The organism is Rouxiella badensis, assembly GCF_002093665.1.
Lineage (GTDB): Bacteria > Pseudomonadota > Gammaproteobacteria > Enterobacterales > Enterobacteriaceae > Rouxiella > Rouxiella badensis.
On sequence record NZ_MRWE01000050.1, the window covers coordinates 1 to 18821 of the forward strand.

Sequence of the window (18821 nt, forward strand, 5' to 3'; positions counted from 1 at the left end):
CGTATATTACGCTTTCCTCATTTGATGTCAACCGTTTATTTTCGCGGTCATCATCATTTTTAATTCTTTCCGACTTGTTCACACCGCGTTGCTGCTGCGTTGTTCCCTGTCGATGGAGCGGCATTATAGGGAGTTTCTGAGGAGCCGCAACCCCTAATTTCAATAAAAAATACTGTTCGCTGCAATACACAGCAAAAGCGGGGTTTATACCGATTTACACACAAAGTTATCCACAATGTTCATCGAAACTCAAAATTGACGCGCATCGCGCAATCGTTTTCGCTACAATATCGCGCGTCTGAATTAACCGACACTATCTGCAATAATGATGCTTACAGCTTCTGTGGAACCTTATCTGAATCCAATCCTGCGTTTTTCTTCTATATATAGAGGGAAACAAGCATTGAATTCACGTAACGCTCTCTATTGCGACTCCAAAGCCAAGGGATAAACCACCATGCAACAACGTCGTCCAATCCGCCGCGCACTGCTCAGTGTTTCTGACAAAGCCGGTATCGTAGAATTCGCCCAAGCCCTCTCTCAACGTGGAGTGGATTTGCTTTCCACTGGTGGCACAGCCCGCCTGCTGGCCGACGCGGGTTTGCCAGTGACAGAAGTCTCTGACTACACCGGCTTCCCGGAAATGATGGATGGACGTGTTAAAACTCTGCACCCGAAAGTGCACGGTGGCATCCTGGGTCGTCGCGGTAAAGATGACGAGATCATGGGTCAGCACGCTATCGCGCCGATCGATATGGTTGTCGTTAACCTGTATCCGTTTGCAGCTACCGTGTCTCGTCCGGACTGCTCACTGGAAGACGCCGTTGAAAACATCGATATCGGCGGCCCGACCATGGTGCGCTCTGCGGCCAAGAACCACAACGACGTTGCTATCGTGGTTAAGAGCAGCGACTACACCTCTATTATTGAAGAGATGGATGCCAACGAAGGTTCACTCCTGCTGGCCACCCGTTTCAACCTGGCTATCAAAGCCTTCGAACACACCGCTGCCTACGACGGCATGATTGCCAACTACTTCGGTACCATGGTCCCTGCATACCACGGCGACACCGAGTCTCCTTCTGGCCAGTTCCCACGTACCCTTAATCTGAGCTACATCAAGAAGCAGGATATGCGTTACGGCGAGAACAGCCACCAGCAGGCCGCATTCTATATAGAAGAAGGGGTTTGTGAGGCATCGGTAGCAACCTCTACACAGCTGCAGGGCAAAGCCCTCTCTTATAACAACATTGCCGATACCGATGCGGCACTGGAATGTGTTAAAGAGTTCGATGAACCAGCCTGCGTTATCGTCAAGCACGCGAACCCTTGCGGCGTTGCCGTGGGTGGCAACGTTCTCGAAGCCTACGAGCGTGCCTACAAGACTGACCCGACCTCGGCTTTCGGCGGCATCATCGCCTTCAACCGCGAGCTGGATGCGACGACTGCTAAGGCCATCATCAGCCGTCAGTTCGTTGAAGTGATCATCGCCCCTTCCGTGAGCGAAGAAGCGCTGGCGCTGACTGCGACCAAACAAAACGTTCGCGTATTGGTCTGCGGCGAATGGAAAGGACGTCAAACAGCGCTGGACTTCAAGCGCGTTAACGGTGGCCTGTTGGTTCAGGACCGCGATCTCGGTATGGTCGACGTAGCCGACTTACGCGTCGTCACGACCCGTCAGCCGAGCGAGCAAGAGCTGAAAGATGCCTTGTTCTGCTGGAAGGTGGCGAAGTTTGTTAAATCTAACGCTATCGTTTATGCACGCGATAAAATGACCATCGGTATCGGCGCAGGCCAGATGAGCCGCGTTTACTCTGCCAAAATCGCCGGGATCAAAGCTGCCGACGAAGGTCTGGAAGTTGCCGGTTCTGTCATGGCCTCTGATGCGTTCTTCCCGTTCCGCGACGGTATCGATGCAGCCGCTGCGGTTGGCATCACCTGCGTTATCCAACCCGGCGGTTCCATGCGTGATAATGAAGTGATTGAAGCCGCTAACGAACATGGCATCGCCATGGTGTTCACCGGTATGCGTCACTTCCGCCACTAATTTTGGAGTTCTGAATGAATATTTTAATTATCGGTAACGGCGGACGTGAACACGCGCTGGCATGGAAAGCGTCCCAGTCACCTCTGGCAGACAAAATCTACGTTGCCCCAGGTAACGCCGGGACTGCGCTTGAACCCTTGCTGGAAAACGTCAACATCGCCGCGACCGACGTTGCGGGTCTGCTGGCGTTTGCCCAAAGCCACGATATTGGCCTGACGATTGTCGGACCAGAAGCCCCGCTGGTTATCGGCGTGGTTGACGCGTTTCGCGCTGCCGGCCTGAAAATCTTTGGCCCAACTCAGGCAGCCGCACAGCTCGAAGGTTCTAAAGCGTTTACCAAGGATTTCCTGGCACGTCATGCTATCCCAAGCGCCGACTACCAGAACTTTACCGAAATTGAACCGGCCCTCGCCTATCTGCGCAGCAAAGGCGCGCCGATAGTTATCAAAGCCGACGGTCTGGCGGCAGGTAAAGGCGTTATCGTGGCGATGACGCTGGAAGAAGCTGAAGCTGCGGTTCACGACATGCTAGCAGGCAACGCCTTTGGCGACGCCGGTCACCGCATCGTTATCGAAGAGTTCCTCGATGGCGAAGAGGCGAGCTTCATCGTGATGGTTGACGGTGAAAACGTGGTGCCGATGGCGACCAGCCAGGACCACAAGCGCGTTGGCGATGCAGATACCGGTCCTAACACCGGCGGTATGGGTGCCTATTCACCCGCACCGGTCGTCACCGATGAAATCCACCAGCGCGTAATGGACCAGGTTATTTGGCCAACCGTGCGTGGCATGGCGTCTGAAGGCAACGTCTACACCGGTTTCCTGTATGCCGGTTTGATGATCTCCGCCGACGGTCAGCCGAAGGTTATCGAGTTCAACTGCCGCTTTGGCGACCCTGAAACTCAGCCTATTATGCTGCGCCTGCGCTCTGACCTGGTTGAGCTGTGCCTGGCCGGTGCGGAAGGTCGTCTGAACGAAGTGACCTCCGAATGGGACCCGCGCCCTTCTCTGGGTGTGGTACTGGCAGCGGGCGGTTACCCGGGCGATTACACCAACGGCGAAGTGATCCTTGGCTTGCCGCTGGAAGAAGCACCGGATGGCAAAGTGTTCCACGCCGGTACCCGCCTGCATGACGAACGCGTTGTGACCAACGGCGGCCGCGTACTCTGCGTGACGGCGTTAGGAAAAACGGTGGCAGACGCTCAGAAACGTGCGTATCAGCTGGCGCAGGACATCAAGTGGGAAGGCAGCTTCTGCCGTAAAGACATCGGCTATCGTGCGATTGCCCGCGAGCAGGGTCAGTAATCCCGGCTCTATAATAGAAAAAGCCCGCGCAATGCGGGCTTTTTACTGTCTGGAAACCGCCGAAGGCTAGTTTAACTGGCCCTGTTTCGGTTCCCAGAGACAGAAATCTTCGTTTGCCACCAGCAGCAGTTCATTGCCCTCCGGGGCGGTCAGCCAGGCAAGTCCCAGCTTGTCGTCGGCCTTGGCGGCGCGCTTCGCTAGCCAGACCTGCGAGCGAATATTCAGGCTAAGCGTCACGGGCTCACCTGCGCAGGTGGTAATCACGCCCTGTCGCCAACGTCCCTGCACTAGCTGTACGTTCCCGGCGCGCAGCGTCTTACTCAAATTCAGGACCTTGTCTGCCTGATATTTGTAGCGCTCGATATCGTCCGCCGAGAGTTTTTCTTTGGCGTCGGCCAGCTGTCGTTGCATAAAGCTGACGTTACCTTCCTGATCGAAACGCAGCGTCACGCCGAGGTCTTTGGCGGCGGCATGGCTTTCTTTAATCAGATGCAACTCACCGTCGACGTATTCATAGCGGGTTATCACGGTGTCTTTACCGTAATAGGGACTGTAAACGTTGATGAGGGTTTGTGGACGATGTTCACTGTCGTCCTCACGCCACAGTCGGTTAATGCCCTGATCGGCTATGTAGCCACTGGCGCTAAAAAGAGGGGTATCCTGGTGGGAACTGCATCCGACCAGACTGAAGGCCAATGTGACGGCCATCAGTCCGGTGGTGATAAACGAAAGGGACCAGCGTGGCCCCTCGTTTATTCTTTTCACTGCAAGCAATTACTTAACAGCTTCTTTCAAAGCTTTGCCTGAAACGAACGCAGGAACGGTAGCAGCAGCGATTTTGATTTCTTTGCCTGTCTGCGGGTTACGACCCGTGCGCTCGTTACGTTGATTGACTTTAAAAGTCCCGAAACCAACCAATTGTACTGCTTCACCCTCTTTCAGAGACTCGGTAATTGCAGACAGAGTAGATTCAAGAGCCAGTTTAGCTTGAGTTTTAGAAAGATCAGCCTTGTCAGCAATTACATCAATCAGTTGAGTCTTGTTCATAAGTTATCCTTTACAGTGTGTTTATCGTTTGCAAAGCATCGAGTGCGACGGATATGCCGATTGACAGCACCCTCCTGCATACACGCACCGATAGCCACTTTTTATTACGCACCCCAAATGTAGACCAGACAGGGTACGGATGTGAAGCCTTGAGATACGACAAATAAGGCGTTAAATCACGTTTTCTTGCCTTATTGCGTTAAATTTATCCCAATGTTACTCACAGCGGCTTCACGCAGGTCAGAACGTAACCCTTTTATCAATTCGATGTCACGTTCTTCACAGTCAGCCAACAGGCGGAAAATCTCCCATTGGATGTCCCATTCTTCTTCAACAGCCGGTATCACTTTCAGCTCTTCATCGGTCATTTCTTTGCCAGCCAGAGTCATCTCGAGCATGGCAACGGTGCGGATGGATGTTTCGCTGATTGCGATAGCGTGAACTAATGTTTCACCGCTCAAACGCGAGTGAATAAGCTCACCTAACGCGATACAGGCATCAATAGCCGGATAAACGCCGTAAATATCGTAATCGTCTGAAGAAGGGATAGCCTCCTCCAGCTTCTCAAGCTGCGAGTCAAAGTTAACCTTTGCATCTTTAATTACAAGCGTTTCCCACACCAGATCCAGAATTTTGCGATAAATCTGGGGCTCACCAAAGCCGGTTTGCAGGCAAAACGTCTGATAGTTAGGGTACATACGCTCGCAAAGGCTTGCCATAAACGTCAGATGTTGCCAGCTTTCCAGCTTTTCTAGACGTAAATGAATCGGGTTACGTAACATGTTTTTTTCTCGTTAACTTTTCTGGGCGGGAGTTTACCTGAAAACCTGACCGCCTCCTATGCCTTGATTCTTAAACCATGCCGCTCAGACGCTGCCAGCGCTGAAAAGCAGGCCGATTTGATGCCACCGCATCTGCCCAGCGAGTGGGCTCTGGAAGACGATATCCTCGGGTGCATTGTTCAACCCAATATAACGATGACGCCAGGCTGATACCGTTACCCGGAGAAATGAACAGTGGATTGCAGCGAAGCTTACTGCGCCATACCCATCCAAGCTGCTCATCTTTGTCCCACAGGGCCTGCGTCGAGCCTGCCGCTTCAGCTAACGGCAAAAAATGCCCGCAAAGACGGCTTTTCGCCACGCCGATGGTGGGCACATCAATCATCAGACCGAAATGGCTGGCGACCCCTAAACGTCTGGGATGCGCAATGCCCTGACCGTCAACCATCAGCAGGTCCGGGCGGTGTTGCAGCCGCTGCCAGACTTCGATGAGCGCCGGGCATTCACGGAATGAAAGAAAACCGGGGATATAGGGAATTTGCGTAGGAATGCGGGCTATCTGGTATTCCACCAGCTCCAGCGAGGGATACCGCAGCACCGCCACGGCGGCGCGGGTAATCTCACCGCCCTGCTCGAACCCGATGTCGGCACCAGCAATATAAACCGGGCACAGTGGCGAAGCAGGGTCTTCGAGCACGATGTGTTGTGCCTTAATCAGCTGCTCTTCGCGCATTGCGCCGGTATCTATCATGCGATCCCTTGCTTATTAGTCGTGGTATTGACGCGACAGGCTGTGGACGGCCTCAACGAAGGCGCCTGCATTCTCAGGCGGAACGTCCTGATGGATGCCGTGGCCCAGGTTAAAGACGTGGCCGTTGCCGTGACCGTAGCTGGACAAGATAGTTGCGACCTCTTGTTCGATGCGAGCAGGAGACGCATAAAGCATAGACGGGTCCATGTTGCCCTGCAGCGCGACTTTATCACCCACGCGACGGCGAGCTTCGCCGATGTCGGTGGTCCAGTCGAGACCCAGCGCGTCACAGCCGGTCGCCGCAATGGCTTCAAGCCACTGACCGCCACCCTTGGTGAATAGCGTTACCGGCACACGACGACCGTCGTTTTCACGGATCAGGCCATCAACAATCTTGTGCATATAGTTGAGGGAGAACTCAATGTAGTCACGACCTGTCAGCACGCCGCCCCAGGAGTCAAACACCATCACAGACTGTGCACCGGCTTTGATCTGCGCATTCAGATACAGAATGACGCTGTCGGCCAGCTTATCAAGCAGCAGATGCAGGGTAGCTGGCTCGGCATACATCATCTTCTTGATCTTGGTAAACGCCTTGCTGCTGCCGCCTTCAACCATATAGGTTGCCAGCGTCCACGGGCTGCCAGAGAAGCCAATCAGCGGCACTTCGCCCTTAAGGTTTTTACGAATGGTGCGCACCGCGTTCATCACGTAGCCCAACTCCTGCTCGGGATCGGGAATAGGCAGCTTGGCAACGTCGGCGTGGCAGGTCAGAGGAGAAGAGAAACGTGGCCCCTCACCCGCTTCAAAATACAGGCCAAGGCCCATAGCGTCCGGAATGGTCAGAATATCAGAGAACAGGATCGCCGCATCCAGCGGATAGCGGCGCAAAGGCTGCAGAGTGACCTCACAGGCCAGTTCGGCATTTTTACACAGCGACATGAAGTCACCCGCCTGTGCACGTGTCGCTTTATATTCTGGCAAATAGCGGCCAGCCTGACGCATCATCCACACCGGCGTGATATCTACTGGCTGGCGTAACAGTGCGCGCAGGTAGCGATCGTTTTTTAACTCGTTCATTCTTGGCAAGATCCTTAAATATTCTGCTGATCTTCTTGGGTACAGCGAACCCGGGTGGGCAACCGACTCTACGTAATAAGAGCCAGGTGCCTAAAAATAAGGCGGACATTGTAGCACGTCGGGCCTAAGATTCTTCCTCTGCGCGGCACAGAACCACAGTATCTTCAATCAGGCGACGTGCGATAGTCCCGACTGCAGGCAACAGCGGCAGGGCATCATGGCGATACCAACCCGCATTGAGCAGCTCTTTGGGATCATGACGTATTTCACCGCTGTCGTAATCGGCCATAAATGCCATCATTAAAGAATTTGGGAACGGCCACGGCTGCGAGCTCACGTAGCGAATGTTTTTGACGCGAATATTGCTCTCTTCCATCACTTCACGCGCCACGGTCTCTTCAAGCGTCTCGCCGACTTCGGCAAAACCGGCCAACACGGTGTGTACACCGCCGCGATGACGCACGTGCTGGGCAAGCAGGATCTCGTTGCCACGGCGAATAGCCACTATCATGCACGGGGCTATCTGCGGGTAATAGCGCTCTTTGCAGTGACCACACAGCGCGGCCCATTCAGTTTTACTGACGTGCATTTCATGGCCGCAGTAGCCGCAAAACTTGTGGGACCGATAGAACTCCGACAGCTGAACGCCACGGCCTACCAGTTGGAACAGTCCGCGATCGCTATCCAATAGCTGCCGCGCCGACTGCATGCCGTCTTTCATCGACTTGCGGATCAACCAGACCGGCTCGCCCTGCCATTCTCCGATCTGTCGCCCAATATCTCCTGTAAAGGAAAAATCCTTTGCGGATCCGTTAGGTAAGGATCCTTCTGGAAGCCACAATTTACCTTCAAGGCTGACTACCCACCAGCCACGCTGCTGTTCTGTGATTTGGATTTCCATATTGTTGTTGCATAACCTCGAGGACACTGACAATCTGGGAAGCAAAGTTACATATAAGTAATCTTTAACCTTTGGACATTTTTTTACCTTACTCACGGAGTCAACCATGCTAAATCGTCTGGAAAGATTGACCCAACGCGTTGGTGGCAGCAATGAGTTAATCGATCAATGGCTGCACGCACGCAAAGAACTTTTGGTTTCTTACTGCACTCTCGTGGGCCTAAAACCTAATAAAGAGAAACACACGCCGCTGAATGAGAAAGCATTCGACAACTTCTGCCAGAATCTGGTGGACTATCTTTCAGCAGGACATTTCCATCTTTATCACAGGATAGTTGAAGAAGCCGATGGCACCCAAGAGACTCTTTTTGTGGCAGCGGCAAAAATCTATCCTGCCCTAGAGGCCAATACCGAGGCTATCATGGCATTCCATGACAGTTATACTGAAACCGATTTCAACGATGATAACGTTTTCGAATTTAACTACGCGTTATCGGATATCGGCGAAGCGTTGGACGCCCGTTTTGATCTTGAAGATCAACTTATTACGCTAGCCTTCGACAATAAAATCGCGGCTTTGCCAACTGTTGCAAACGATGCAGCGATTGTTCGACCGGCTTAACAGTTTTGCCTAAAAACCCTGCAAAGGGTTGTGTTTTATAATCAGCCTCGTATATTGAGGTTTCTTAAACGGCCTGAAAGTGCAGGCCAATTCTTGTCGGAGTGCCTAGCGCAGACCTCTCTATACTGAGATTTGCCAGGCTGAGACCGTTAATTCGGGATCCGCGGAACCTGATCGGGTTAGTACCCGCGAAGGGAACAAGAGTAATTTATTGCGTTTGGACTTTGCGCTGCTTCCTGATTCAGGAATTACCACGCCGCAAGAATCAAATACAACGCCTTACTTCCGCTGTAAACCTCCTGACAAGCAATTTTCCCTTTCGCGATAAACGAGGAATTTGCTATGTCGAACACCCCAGAACTTCAGAATGAACCGGTAAAAAAAACCAGTAATCGTCGCCAGCAGCGTGCCGAAGCCCAGGCTTTTATCGACAGCCTGCAAGGCGTTGCCTTCCCAAATTCAAAACGTATTTATCTGCAGGGTAGCCGCGCCGATATTCAGGTGCCAATGCGTGAGATCCAGCTCAGCCCGACGATGATCGGCGGTACCAAAGACGCTCCAAAGTTTGAAGACAATGAAGCGATCCCGGTTTATGACACTGCCGGACCTTACGGCGATCCTCAATCCAACATCGATGTGCATCGCGGCCTGGACAAGATCCGCGCCAGCTGGATTGAGGCGCGTCAGGATACCGAAGAGCTGCCGCAGGTAAGCTCCGGTTTTACCCAGCAACGCATGGCCGACGAAGGCCTGGATCATCTGCGTTTCGAGCATCTCCCGCGCCCGCGCAAAGCGAAAGCGGGGAAAACGGTCACTCAGCTGCACTACGCACGTCAGGGCATTATCACCCCGGAAATGGAATACATCGCCCTGCGTGAAAACATGGGGCGTGAGCGTATTCGCGGTGAAGTGCTGCTGCAACAGCATCCGGGAGAAAGCTTTGGCGCCCACCTGCCGGAAAACATCACGCCAGAGTTTGTCCGTGCCGAAGTTGCGGCCGGTCGCGCGATTATCCCCGCCAACATCAACCATCCTGAATCAGAGCCGATGATCATTGGCCGTAATTTCCTGGTCAAGGTCAACGCCAACATCGGGAACTCGGCGGTCACCTCGTCTATCGAAGAAGAAGTCGAGAAACTGGTGTGGTCGACCCGTTGGGGTGCGGATACGGTGATGGACCTGTCAACCGGCCGCTACATCCACGAAACCCGTGAATGGATTATGCGTAACAGCCCGGTTCCTATTGGCACCGTGCCAATCTATCAGGCGCTGGAGAAGGTTAACGGCGTCGCCGAAGATCTAAACTGGGAGATGTTCCGCGATACCTTGCTGGAACAGGCAGAACAGGGTGTTGATTACTTTACTATTCACGCTGGCGTGCTGCTGCGCTATGTGCCAATGACCGCTAAACGCCTGACCGGTATCGTGTCACGCGGTGGCTCCATCATGGCGAAATGGTGTCTGTCGCACCATAAAGAGAGTTTCCTTTATCTGCACTTCCGTGAAATTTGTGAAATCTGCGCTGCCTACGATGTCTCGCTGTCGCTGGGTGATGGCCTGCGTCCGGGGTCGATTCAGGACGCCAATGACGAAGCGCAGTTTGCTGAGCTGCAAACGCTGGGCGAGCTTACCAAGATTGCCTGGGAGTATGACGTGCAGGTGATGATCGAAGGTCCGGGCCACGTACCGATGCAGATGATCCGCCGCAACATGACCGAAGAGCTGGAAAAGTGCCACGAGGCACCGTTCTATACTCTCGGCCCGCTCACCACCGATATTGCACCGGGTTATGATCACTTCACCTCAGGCATTGGCGCCGCGATGATCGGCTGGTTTGGTTGCGCAATGCTGTGCTACGTCACGCCGAAAGAACACCTTGGCCTGCCGAACAAAGAGGACGTTAAACAGGGCTTGATTACCTACAAAATCGCCGCACACGCTGCCGATCTGGCCAAAGGCCATCCGGGCGCGCAGATCCGCGATAACGCGATGTCGAAGGCACGCTTCGAATTCCGCTGGGAAGATCAGTTCAATCTGGCGCTCGATCCCGCAACGGCCCGCGCCTATCACGACGAAACGCTGCCACAGGAGTCGGGTAAGGTCGCCCATTTCTGCTCGATGTGTGGTCCAAAATTCTGCTCGATGAAAATCACTCAGGAAGTTCGCGACTACGCCGCTGCGCTGGAAGCCAAAGCTATCCCGATTGATATCGTCGAGTCAGGCATGACACAGATGTCGGAAGCCTTCCGCGAGCGCGGTGGCGAACTGTACCATCCGGCAGACAACATTGAAGAAGGAGTCGGTAAATGAATATCCCATCCACCCCGTTCCCTGAGGTGCCTTATTACCTCGGGCTTTATCCGGTGGTAGACAGCGTCGAGTGGATACGCCGCCTGCTAGAGGCGGGCGTCAAAACATTACAGCTGCGGATAAAAGACCTGCCCGACGACGAGGTTGAGCCGGCGATTATCGAGGCCATCAGGCTGGGTCGCGAGCACAACGCCCGGTTGTTTATTAACGACTACTGGCGTCTGGCGGTTAAGCATCAGGCCTACGGTATTCACCTCGGTCAAGAGGATTTGGATACCACCGACCTGCTGGCTATTCACCGTGCCGGCCTGCGCCTGGGCGTATCGACACACGATGACACCGAGCTGGCGCGCGCCGCGAGCGTCCGTCCGTCATATATCGCCCTCGGCCACGTGTTTCCGACGCAGACCAAAGACATGCCGTCTGCGCCGCAGGGTTTGCAGGAATTGACGCGTCATATCAAGCAGTTGGACGGTAAGTTTCCGACAGTCGCTATTGGTGGAATTAGTCTGGACCGCGTACAGCCGGTGATGGAGTGCGGCGTCGGCAGCGTGGCGGTGGTCAGCGCTATCACCCAAGCGCCGGACTGGCGCGCGGCGACGGCGGAATTAATCAAACTCTGCCCTTATCGGGACGACAACCATGCTCAACGATAATGAATTCATGCGCTACAGCCGACAGCTGCTGCTGGAAGATATTGGCATGGAGGGGCAGGAAAAAATCCGTGCCTCGACGGTGCTGATTGTCGGCCTCGGTGGCCTGGGTTCACCGGCGGCGCTGTATCTGGCTGCCGCTGGCGTCGGCACTCTGTTTCTGGCGGATGACGATACGCTGCACGTCTCCAATCTCCAGCGACAAATTCTTTATCGCACTGCGGATACTGACGGCCACAAAGCGAAAATTGCCCAGCGGGAGTTGGGCAAACTCAACCCGCTGTGTCACACCGAAATACTGACCGAGCGGCTGGATGCTGGCAATTTGCAGGCGATTATCGCACGCGCGGACCTGGTGCTGGACTGTAGCGACAACATGGAGACCCGCCATGCGGTTAACCAGGCCTGCATCGAAGCAGGTAAACCGCTGATCAGCGGCAGCGCGGTAGGCTTTAGCGGCCAACTGCTGGTCATCGAAGCGCCCTATTCCCACGGCTGCTATCGCTGCCTGTATCCTGATTTAGAAACACCGACCCGCAACTGCCGCACTGCGGGCGTACTGGGGCCGGTGGTCGGCGTAATAGGGACATTGCAGGCACTGGAAGCTATCAAGATGTTGGCCGGCGCCACCAGCTCGTTAACCGGAAAACTGCGCTTATTCGACGGCAAGCAGCAAAGCTGGCGTACGCTCCAGCTTGCCCGCTCGGCGGACTGCCCGGTATGCGGAGGCACGCGATGAAAGTCATCGTTAATGACGAAGATTATCGCTTTGATGCCCCGCTTACCGTCGATGCCCTGCTGTCTTTCCTTGAACACCCCCTTTCTGGCAGTGCACTTGCCGTTAATCAGGTCATCGTTCCACGCCCGCAGTGGGCGGAACTCGTTCTGAAAGACGGCGACAACGTCGTTGTATTTCAAGCCATTGCCGGAGGATGAGCCATGCTAAAAATTGCTAATACGACTTTCACTTCCCGACTGTTTACTGGAACGGGTAAATTCTCCAGCGCGTCGGTTATGCAGCAGGCGATTGTTGCCTCCGGCACGCAGTTGGTGACGATGGCCATGAAACGCGTTGACCTCAAGCGCGGCGGCGACGATATTTTACGCCCGCTTCAAGAGCTAGGCCTGCACCTGTTGCCCAATACTTCGGGCGCGAAAACGGCCGAAGAGGCGGTATTTGCCGCCCAGTTGGCCCGCGAGGCGTTGGGGACATGCTGGATTAAACTCGAGATCCACCCCGACCTCAAATATTTGCTGCCCGATGCGGTAGAAACCCTTAAGGCCGCCGAAATACTGGTCAAACAGGGCTTCGTGGTACTGCCGTATTGCAGCGCCGACCCGGTGCTGTGTAAACGCCTCGAAGAGGTCGGCTGTGCGGCGGTGATGCCTCTTGGCGCACCGATTGGTTCCAATCAGGGGCTGCAAACGCGTGAGTTCCTGCGCATTATTATTGAACAGACCAAGGTGCCGGTAGTAGTGGATGCCGGTATCGGTGCGCCAAGCCAGGCGGCCGAGGCGCTTGAACTGGGTGCCGATGCCGTGCTGGTCAATACCGCCATTGCGGTTGCTGGCAACCCGGTGGCGATGGCGACGGCGTTCAGGCTCGCCGTCGAGGCGGGGCAGTTAGCAAAGGAGAGCGGTCTGGGCGGTAAATCGGCGCGCGCTAATCCTTCCAGCCCGCTGACGCAGTTTCTGGAGAACGTCGGACCATGAAAGACTATCAAGGCACGGGCTTTCAGCAGCATTGGCAAACGCTAGACTGGGACGACATCTCTCTACGCATTAACAGCAAAACAGCGGCCGACGTTGAGCGCGCCCTCAACGCCCCGCGCGTCAGCCGTGAAGATTTTATGGCGCTTATCTCCCCGGCAGCCATTAACTACCTCGAGCCTATGGCGCAGAAGGCACAGCAGTTAACGCGTCAGCGCTTCGGCAATACGGTGAGCTTTTTTGCCCCGCTCTATCTCTCCAACCTCTGCGCGAACGAATGCACCTACTGTGGTTTCTCGATGAGCAACAAGATCAAGCGCAAAACGCTGGACGAGATTGAGATAGAGAAAGAGTGCGAGGCGCTGAATGCGCTTGGCTTCAAGCATTTGCTGCTGGTCACCGGTGAGCACAAAACCAAGGTCGGGATGCCCTATTTTCGCCGCCATTTTCCGGCCATCCGTGGTCATTTTAGTTCGCTGATGATTGAGGTGCAGCCGCTGGAGCAGGACGAATACGCCGAGCTGAAAACGTTGGGTCTCGACGGCGTACTGGTGTATCAGGAAACCTATCATGCCCCCACCTACGCGTTGCATCACCTGCGTGGACAGAAGCAGGATTTCTTCTGGCGGCTGGAGACGCCTGACCGGCTCGGGCGTGCGGGAATCGACAAGATTGGCCTGGGGGCGCTGTTTGGGCTCTCGAACAACTGGCGGACCGACAGCTACATGGTGGCCGAACACCTGTTCTATTTGCAGCAGACGTATTGGCAGAGCCGCTATTCGGTGGCGTTTCCGCGTTTACGCCCCTGTGCCGGTGGCATTGAGCCAGCGTCAATACTGGATGAGCGGCAGTTGGTGCAGCTGATTTGTGCCTTCAGGCTGTTTGCGCCTGACGTCGAGCTTTCACTGTCGACTCGTGAATCCCCCTATTTCCGCGACCACGTTATTCCGGTAGCGATCACCACCGTCAGCGCGGGTTCTAAAACCCAGCCCGGCGGTTATGCCGAAGATGATAAACCCGAGCTGGAACAGTTCGAGCCGCACGACAATCGACCACCAGCACGCGTCGCCGAGGCGCTCACGCAGGCAGGTTTACAGCCGGTATGGAAGGACTGGGATCAGCATCTAGGAAGAAGTCTTTAATCAGCAGATATTAGGTAATGCTTTATCCAATAGAATTCAAATTGCAGGCAGGCGGCAAGCGAGCCGAGTCCCGATGAGCTGACACAGGTCAGTGATTCGGGCGAGTGAGCGCAGGTAACGCATCTGCGGTTTGAAAGATGAAGGATAAATGAAGGGCAAAAAAAAACCGCTCAATAAAGAGCGGTTTTTATTTTGGTCACCCGGAAGAATTAATCTTCGCTGCTACCAAAACCAGCGTTCAGCAGCTCGGCCAGGTTTGCCGTTGCTTCGTCCGCGCTAACTTGCGGTACAACTGGCACTTCGCCCAGAGCTTTACGGCGTGCACGTTCCTGGTGATAAGCGTAACCGGTACCGGCTGGGATCAGACGGCCCACGATGACGTTCTCTTTCAGGCCGCGCAGTTCATCACGTTTACCTGCAACAGCAGCTTCGGTAAGAACGCGCGTCGTTTCCTGGAACGATGCCGCGGAGATGAAGGACTCGGTCGCCAAGGATGCCTTGGTGATACCCAGCAGGTCACGGCTGTAAGTTGCCGCGATTTTGCCTTCAGCTTCCAGCTGACGGTTAGCGATTTTAACGCGAGACATTTCTGCCTGCTCGCCTTCCAGGAAGTCGGTGCCGCCCGCGCTAACGATGGTGCCTTTACGCAGCATCTGACGAACGATAACTTCGATGTGTTTATCGTTAATCTTAACGCCTTGCAGACGGTAAACTTCCTGCACTTCGTTGGTGATGTAACGGGTAACCGCATGAACACCACGCAGACGCAGAATGTCGTGCGGAGACTCTGGGCCGTCGGATACGACGTCACCACGTTCCACAACTTCACCCTCGAACACGTTCAGCTGACGCCATTTAGGGATCATTTCTTCGTAAGCATCGCTGCCATCCAACGGAGAAATTACCAGACGACGTTTGCCTTTGGTCTCTTTACCGAAGGAGATGATCCCGCTGATTTCAGCAAGGATTGCAGGCTCTTTCGGACGACGCGCTTCGAACAAGTCAGCAACGCGTGGCAAACCACCGGTGATGTCCTTGGTACCGCTGGATTCCTGAGGAATACGCGCCAAGGTGTCACCTGAGTGAATCTGAGTACCATCTTCCAGCTGTACAATCGCTTTACCTGGCAGGAAGTATTGAGCAGGCATATCAGTACCTGGAATCAATACGTCGTTGCCTTTGGCATCAACGATTTTCAGCGCTGGACGCAGGTCTTTACCACCGGTGCTACGCTCTGCCGAGTCCAGAACCACCAGAGAAGACAAACCGGTAAGGTCGTCTGTCTGACGGGTAATGGTCAGGGTATCAACCATATCGGTAAAGCGAATGAAACCACTCACTTCACTGATGACTGGCATGGTGTGCGGATCCCAGTTAGCCACGGTTTCGCCGCCGTTAACTGCCTGACCGTCACCTTTACCCATTACGGAGCCGTAAGGCACTTTATAGCTTTCTTTGGTACGACCGAATTCGTCGATCAATTTCAGCTCGGTGTTACGAGAAGTGATAACCAGTTTGCCGTTAGCATTAGTAACGTGCTTGTGGTTGCTCAGCTTAATCGTACCGGTGTTTTTAACCTGAATGCTGGACTCTGCTGCCGCACGAGATGCCGCACCACCGATGTGGAACGTACGCATCGTCAGCTGTGTACCTGGCTCACCGATTGACTGTGCTGCAATAACGCCGATCGCTTCACCTTTGTTGATGATGTGACCACGTGCCAGGTCGCGACCGTAGCAGTTTGCACACACACCAAAGTCGGTTTCACAACTTACAACAGAACGCACTTTCACGCTGTCGACAGAGTTCTCTTCTAACAGATCACACGTCTTCTCGTGAAGCAGGGTGTTACGCGGAACAAGAATGTCCGCAGTACCCGGCTTGAGGATGTCTTCAGCCGTTACACGACCCAGTACACGCTCACGCAGTGGCTCTTTAACGTCGCCGCCTTCGATGACCGGAGTCATCATGATACCTTCGTGGGTACCACAGTCGTCTTCGGTAACAACCAGGTCCTGTGCCACGTCAACCAGACGACGGGTCAGATAACCGGAGTTTGCCGTTTTCAGTGCGGTATCCGCCAAGCCTTTACGAGCACCGTGGGTCGAGATGAAGTACTGGAGTACGTTCAGACCTTCACGGAAGTTCGCGGTGATTGGCGTTTCAATGATGGAACCGTCTGGCTTGGCCATCAGACCACGCATACCGGCAAGCTGACGAATCTGTGCAGGTGAACCACGCGCACCAGAGTCGGCCATCATAAAGATACTGTTGAAGGAAACCTGCTGCTCGGTCACGCCGTCACGGTTGACAACGTCTTCGACAGACAGGTTTTCCATCATTGCCTTCGCAACACGTTCGTTTGCTGCGGCCCAGATATCGATAACCTTGTTGTAGCGTTCGCCAGCGGTTACCAGACCAGACTGGAACTGCTCTTGAATCTCTGCAACTTCGGTTTCTGCTTCATCGATGATCTCTGCTTTCTTAGCAGGGATTACCATGTCATCGATACCTACAGACACACCAGAGCGTGCTGCATAGGCAAAACCGGTGTACATGGTCTGGTCAGCAAAAATAACGGTCGGCTTCAGGCCCAAAATGCGGTAACAGGTGTTCAGCATTTTGGAGATAGCTTTTTTGCCCAAAGGCTGGTTAACGATAGAGTACGGCAGACCTGTTGGTACGATCATCCACAGGATGGCGCGGCCGATAGTCGTATCGATAATTGAAGTACGGTGAGTGACTTCGCCTTCGGTGTTCTTGATCTCTTCTGTGATGCGCACTTTTACGCGTGCGTGCAGAGAGGCAAGACCCGCGCGGTAAACACGCTCAGCTTCCTTCGGACCCGTCAGTACCATGCCTTCGCCTTTGGCGTTAACACAGTCACGGGTCATGTAGTACAGACCCAATACAACGTCCTGTGAAGGAACGATGATTGGCTCGCCGTTCGCTGGTGACAGGATGTTGTTGGTAGACATCATCAGGGCACGCGCTTCCAGCTGAGCTTCAAGCGTCAGCGGAACGTGTACTGCCATCTGGTCACCATCGAAGTCGGCGTTATACGCCGCACAAACCAGCGGGTGAAGCTGGATTGCCTTACCTTCGATCAGAACAGGTTCAAACGCCTGGATACCCAAACGGTGCAGGGTTGGTGCACGGTTCAGCAGTACCGGGTGTTCGCGGATAACTTCGTCCAGGATATCCCAAACGACAGCTTCTTCGCGCTCAACCATTTTCTTGGCGGCTTTAATGGTGGTAGCGAGACCACGCAGTTCAAGCTTGCCGTAGATGAACGGTTTGAACAGCTCAAGAGCCATTTTCTTCGGCAGACCACACTGGTGCAGACGCAGGTATGGACCTACGGTGATAACGGAACGACCTGAATAGTCGACACGTTTACCCAGCAAGTTCTGACGGAAACGACCCTGTTTACCTTTAATCATGTCTGCCAGAGATTTCAGCGGACGCTTGTTAGAGCCGGTAATTGCACGACCGCGACGGCCATTATCCAGCAAAGCATCTACCGCTTCTTGCAGCATACGTTTTTCGTTACGTACGATGATGTCTGGCGCAGCCAGGTCAAGCAGGCGTTTCAAACGGTTGTTACGGTTGATCACGCGACGATACAGATCGTTCAGATCCGACGTTGCGAAACGACCACCGTCCAACGGAACCAATGGACGCAAGTCTGGCGGCAGTACCGGCAGCACGGTCAGGATCATCCACTCTGGCTTGTTGCCAGACTGTACGAACGCTTCCAGCAGCTTGATACGCTTGGTCAGCTTCTTACGCTTGGTTTCAGAGTTGGTTTCGTTCAGCTCTTCACGCAGCTGCTCGCACTCTTGCTCCAGGTCCATGTTTTTCAACAGGGCCTGAATCGCCTCGGCACCCATCTTCGCGTCGAATTCGTCACCAAACTCTTCCAGCGCGTCGAGATACTGCTCTTCAGTCAGGATCTGACGGCGTTCCAGGTTGGTCATACCGCCTTCGATAACCACATAGGATTCGAAGTACAGTACACGTTCGATGTCACGCAGAGGCATATCCAGCAGCAAACCGATGCGCGATGGCAAAGATTTCAGGAACCAGATGTGCGCAGTTGGCGAAGCCAGCTCGATGTGGCCCATACGCTCACGGCGTACTTTGGTCTGGGTCACTTCAACGCCACACTTCTCGCAGATCACGCCGCGATGTTTTAAACGCTTGTACTTACCGCACAGGCATTCGTAATCTTTTACTGGTCCGAAAATACGGGCACAGAAAAGGCCGTCACGTTCTGGTTTGAACGTACGGTAGTTAATGGTTTCTGGCTTCTTAACTTCACCAAAAGACCAAGAACGGATCATGTCTGGCGATGCCAGAGCAATTTTGATCGCATCAAACTCTTCGGTCTTAGTTTGCGCTTTCAGAAACTTTAGTAAGTCTTTCACGGATTGGCTCCCGTCGGGTTAGACCTGTTAGGCACCTGACTA

At 54.1% G+C, this 18821-nt stretch carries 16 protein-coding genes and 1 riboswitch; of the genes, 9 read left to right on the plus strand and 7 right to left on the minus strand.

What is annotated here, in order from left to right; genetic code table 11:
* The first annotated feature begins 457 nt into the window (after positions 1-457).
* The gene (gene purH / locus BS640_RS20750) at positions 458-2047 is read left to right on the plus strand and encodes a bifunctional phosphoribosylaminoimidazolecarboxamide formyltransferase/IMP cyclohydrolase (RefSeq protein ID WP_017492743.1); all 1590 of its coding nucleotides are present in this window, start codon (positions 458-460) and stop codon (positions 2045-2047) included.
* A 14-nt stretch (positions 2048-2061) separates the two neighbouring features.
* A complete protein-coding gene (gene purD / locus BS640_RS20755) occupies positions 2062-3351 on the plus strand; it encodes a phosphoribosylamine--glycine ligase (protein WP_017492744.1) in 1290 nt (429 codons plus the stop codon).
* 66 nt (positions 3352-3417) lie between these two features.
* On the opposite strand, the gene BS640_RS20760 is transcribed toward purD, so the two are convergent.
* The 6 genes from BS640_RS20760 to nudC all read right to left on the minus strand — a co-directional run bounded on the left by BS640_RS20760 (position 3418) and on the right by nudC (position 7912).
* Positions 3418-4059: a DUF1481 domain-containing protein gene (locus tag BS640_RS20760; RefSeq protein ID WP_026110652.1), complete on the minus strand. Its 642-nt coding sequence runs from the start codon at positions 4057-4059 to the stop codon at positions 3418-3420.
* A 66-nt stretch (positions 4060-4125) separates the two neighbouring features.
* Positions 4126-4398, minus strand: a complete 273-nt coding sequence (gene hupA / locus BS640_RS20765; protein WP_009639126.1) for a nucleoid-associated protein HU-alpha — start codon at positions 4396-4398, stop codon at positions 4126-4128.
* A 191-nt stretch (positions 4399-4589) separates the two neighbouring features.
* On the minus strand, positions 4590-5180 hold the full coding sequence (locus tag BS640_RS20770; RefSeq protein WP_017492746.1) for a YjaG family protein: 591 nt from the start codon (positions 5178-5180) through the stop codon (positions 4590-4592).
* A 70-nt stretch (positions 5181-5250) separates the two neighbouring features.
* Positions 5251-5931 (minus strand): deoxyribonuclease V, encoded by a 681-nt coding sequence (gene nfi, locus BS640_RS20775; RefSeq protein WP_017492747.1) that lies wholly within the window; start codon positions 5929-5931, stop codon positions 5251-5253.
* Positions 5932-5946: 15 nt separating this feature from the next.
* Complete coding sequence (hemE, locus tag BS640_RS20780; protein ID WP_017492748.1) at positions 5947-7011, minus strand: uroporphyrinogen decarboxylase; 1065 nt, start codon at positions 7009-7011, stop codon at positions 5947-5949.
* A gap of 124 nt (positions 7012-7135) precedes the next feature.
* Positions 7136-7912: an NAD(+) diphosphatase gene (gene nudC, locus BS640_RS20785; protein ID WP_017492749.1), complete on the minus strand. Its 777-nt coding sequence runs from the start codon at positions 7910-7912 to the stop codon at positions 7136-7138.
* Between the two features lie 106 nt (positions 7913-8018).
* Between nudC and BS640_RS20790 the strand changes: the two genes are divergently transcribed.
* From BS640_RS20790 to thiH, 7 genes are all read left to right on the plus strand, one after another.
* The gene (locus BS640_RS20790; RefSeq protein ID WP_017492750.1) at positions 8019-8534 is read left to right on the plus strand and encodes an Rsd/AlgQ family anti-sigma factor; all 516 of its coding nucleotides are present in this window, start codon (positions 8019-8021) and stop codon (positions 8532-8534) included.
* Between the two features lie 87 nt (positions 8535-8621).
* A riboswitch (TPP riboswitch) is annotated at positions 8622-8748 on the plus strand.
* Between the two features lie 128 nt (positions 8749-8876).
* Positions 8877-10844, plus strand: coding sequence for a phosphomethylpyrimidine synthase ThiC (thiC, locus tag BS640_RS20795; RefSeq protein WP_084913262.1), 1968 nt, complete (start codon positions 8877-8879; stop codon positions 10842-10844).
* Complete coding sequence (gene thiE / locus BS640_RS20800) at positions 10841-11500, plus strand: thiamine phosphate synthase (protein ID WP_084913263.1); 660 nt, start codon at positions 10841-10843, stop codon at positions 11498-11500. The genes thiC and thiE overlap by 4 nt, the downstream gene beginning before the upstream one ends.
* Positions 11487-12236: a HesA/MoeB/ThiF family protein gene (locus BS640_RS20805; protein ID WP_017492753.1), complete on the plus strand. Its 750-nt coding sequence runs from the start codon at positions 11487-11489 to the stop codon at positions 12234-12236. Before thiE ends, BS640_RS20805 begins: the two co-directional genes overlap by 14 nt.
* Positions 12233-12433 carry a sulfur carrier protein ThiS gene (gene thiS, locus BS640_RS20810; protein WP_017492754.1) on the plus strand — a complete coding sequence of 67 codons (201 nt, stop codon included), beginning with the start codon at positions 12233-12235 and terminating at the stop codon, positions 12431-12433. The genes BS640_RS20805 and thiS overlap by 4 nt, the downstream gene beginning before the upstream one ends.
* A 3-nt stretch (positions 12434-12436) precedes the next feature.
* A complete protein-coding gene (locus BS640_RS20815) occupies positions 12437-13210 on the plus strand; it encodes a thiazole synthase (RefSeq protein ID WP_084913264.1) in 774 nt (257 codons plus the stop codon).
* Positions 13207-14349, plus strand: coding sequence for a 2-iminoacetate synthase ThiH (gene thiH, locus BS640_RS20820; RefSeq protein WP_017492756.1), 1143 nt, complete (start codon positions 13207-13209; stop codon positions 14347-14349). The genes BS640_RS20815 and thiH overlap by 4 nt, the downstream gene beginning before the upstream one ends.
* A gap of 209 nt (positions 14350-14558) precedes the next feature.
* Here thiH and rpoC read toward each other — a convergent pair whose 3' ends face one another.
* Positions 14559-18779, minus strand: coding sequence for a DNA-directed RNA polymerase subunit beta' (gene rpoC, locus BS640_RS20825; RefSeq protein WP_017492757.1), 4221 nt, complete (start codon positions 18777-18779; stop codon positions 14559-14561).
* Positions 18780-18821: the final 42 nt, after the last annotated feature.